General features: G+C 61.0%; 3 protein-coding genes and 1 pseudogene. 3 read left to right on the forward strand and 1 reads right to left on the reverse strand.

What is annotated here, in order from left to right; translation table 11 throughout:
• Window positions 1-168: pseudogene (locus EN955_RS35805) on the reverse strand (peptidase); the annotation flags it as partial.
• 501 nt (window positions 169-669) lie between these two features.
• Between EN955_RS35805 and EN955_RS34310 the strand changes: the two are divergent.
• The 3 genes from EN955_RS34310 (at window position 670) to EN955_RS34320 (ending at window position 2,030) form a co-directional block, all read left to right on the forward strand.
• A complete protein-coding gene (locus EN955_RS34310; protein ID WP_006202520.1) occupies window positions 670-882 on the forward strand; it encodes a cold-shock protein in 213 nt (70 codons plus the stop codon).
• A gap of 320 nt (window positions 883-1,202) precedes the next feature.
• A complete protein-coding gene (locus EN955_RS34315) occupies window positions 1,203-1,415 on the forward strand; it encodes a cold-shock protein (protein WP_013530020.1) in 213 nt (70 codons plus the stop codon).
• A gap of 183 nt (window positions 1,416-1,598) precedes the next feature.
• Window positions 1,599-2,030, forward strand: a complete 432-nt coding sequence (locus tag EN955_RS34320; RefSeq protein WP_013530019.1) for a BA14K family protein — start codon at window positions 1,599-1,601, stop codon at window positions 2,028-2,030.
• Window positions 2,031-2,211: the final 181 nt, after the last annotated feature.

Here is a 2,211-nt window from a genome sequence, read left to right on the forward strand (position 1 = left end):
GGCACAGACCGGCTCGTACTGCTTGCTGCAATATTGCGGTTCCGGCCGGGGCGGACGCGGACGCGGCCCTGGTCCGTCATCGACGACGACGGTGCAGGCGGGAAGAAGTGCCGACAGCAACAGGATGACAAAACCCTGCCGCGAAAAGATTGCCGCCAGATATTTCATGATGATCTCCCACGATCGCGTCCCCGGTTGCCGATCCTCGCCATTCCCTTGCCAAATGCAATCCCCGTTTGCAGCCCTTTCAGTCGGAAACGCGCTGGGGCTGTAGGCGGCGTCGACTTCCTCGGCCACCTCGACATCTGGCCCATTCGTGGCCCGGTTCTGGCCGATGACCCGGCCGGCAAGCAAGCCTATGCCGAGCCCATCGATGCTCAGGTCAGTCGATTGATGCGTCGGGACGCGCCAGTACGGCGGCCCGCGGCGGTATCTTGCAACCATCACGTTTCCGTGCGATAAATTCCGTGTTCGGGCATTTGCGACCCGGAGAGCGGAACGTTTTGGACGACCTTTCCCCGATACTGTGAATCTCTGACGGCCCCGTTTTCGGCGGGGGGTTTGACCATGCGCCAATGCATGACTGCCGAAGCAACCACCGGGAACTGCCCTTTGCGCCAGGCGGCGGGCGGGACCACCAAAGACTGAACGGGTGAAGGAGTTTCCCCAATGGCCCAGACCGGCACCGTTAAATTCTTCAACGCGACCAAAGGCTTCGGTTTCATCACGCCCGATGGTGGCGCCAAGGATGTGTTCGTCCATATCTCCGCGATCGAAGCTTCCGGCTTGCGCACGCTCGTTGACGGCCAGAAGGTCACCTTCGACGTCGAGCCGGACCGCATGGGCAAGGGCCCCAAGGCCGTCAACCTCCGCGCAGCCTGAGCCATCGGCGCGCCGCATGTCACTTAGACGTGCGACGGAGGCTCCATGCCTGCACCTGGCCTGGAGAGGGATCTGAATTTGGAAAGGCGCGGCGATCTTCGTCGCGCCTTTTCCTTATCGAAGGCGCGGGCCAGTGATGTCGCCCAAGCGGCCGGGTTCTGGGCAACGACTTGCATAAAAACAAAGACCCGAAGCATGCCGCAACGTGCTTTAGACGCCCGCAAAACTTTCTCTTGCCGATGACGCTAAAATAAAGGACAAATTTCCACTCGGGCATTTGCCGGCCCGAGACTGGAGTTTATGGGACAAAGGAGCTTCCCATGCCGCAGACCGGCACCGTCAAATTCTTCAATCATGCCAAGGGCTTCGGCTTCATCACGCCCGATGATGGCGCGAAGGATGTTTTCGTCCATATTTCAGCTGTGCAGGCGTCCGGTCTTCCCGGCCTCGAGGATGGGCAGAAAGTGTCGTTCGATACCGAGCCGGATAAGCGCGGCAAGGGTCCCAAGGCCGTCAACCTGTCGGTCGGCTGAGCCGGCTTCGAACCGGCGCTCCCGGGCAGATCGCTCCCTTGAGAGCCTGTGATTTTTGACGTCCGTTTTGAATAAACACGTTAAAATCCGTTCAGCCCCCGTTCAGCCACGGTCGCATATTAGTCTTCGGTAAAGCCGGACCGCATCCCCGAAACTGCACGGGCCGGAACGAAGGAGACCGACATGAACCGAATTTTCAAAACCGCCGTCCTGGCCGCTGCCGTGGCCGCCACCACGCTCACGGCCTTGCCCGCCGCCAATGCGCGCGACTGGCGCCGTCATCATGGCCATCATGGCAATGGCGATGCCATTGCCGCCGGCGTGCTCGGCCTCGCGGCCGGGGCGCTGATCGGTGGCGCATTGGCCAATGACCGCCCGCCGCCCGACGCTGACCGCTACTACGATGACGGTTACTACGATCGTGACGTCGTGGTGCGCCCGGCCCCGGTCCGCCGCTATTATGCGGAGCCGCGGGTGGTCTACGCCAATCGTTATGCCGAACCGTGGACGCGTGACTGGTACGAATATTGCTCGGACCGCTACCGCAGCTTCAATTCCCGTACCGGCACGTTCACCGGCAATGACGGCGAACAGCATTTCTGCACTGCCAACTAACCAAGGGCTTCCCTGCCCCAAAACAGAAAAGCGCTGACCGCAAGGCCAGCGCTTTCAGGCTGCTGACAAACCCCTGGCATTTGCCGGGGGTTTTTGATTCACTGGGTCATGTTGAAGCGACCCGCCCCTGAACAGACCGCGCTCGAGATGGTAACGCTGGATCAGTTGGTTCCGGCTGATC

The organism is Mesorhizobium sp. M7A.F.Ca.CA.001.04.2.1, from assembly GCF_003998485.1.
In the GTDB taxonomy this organism is placed as follows: Bacteria; Pseudomonadota; Alphaproteobacteria; order Rhizobiales; family Rhizobiaceae; genus Mesorhizobium; species Mesorhizobium ciceri.

Coding starts and splice junctions, on each gene's coding strand:
- EN955_RS34310 (WP_006202520.1), top strand. CDS start 670: ATGGCCCAGACCGGCACCGTTAAATTCTTCAACGCGACCAAAGGCTTC.
- EN955_RS34315 (WP_013530020.1), top strand. CDS start 1,203: ATGCCGCAGACCGGCACCGTCAAATTCTTCAATCATGCCAAGGGCTTC.
- EN955_RS34320 (WP_013530019.1), top strand. CDS start 1,599: ATGAACCGAATTTTCAAAACCGCCGTCCTGGCCGCTGCCGTGGCCGCC.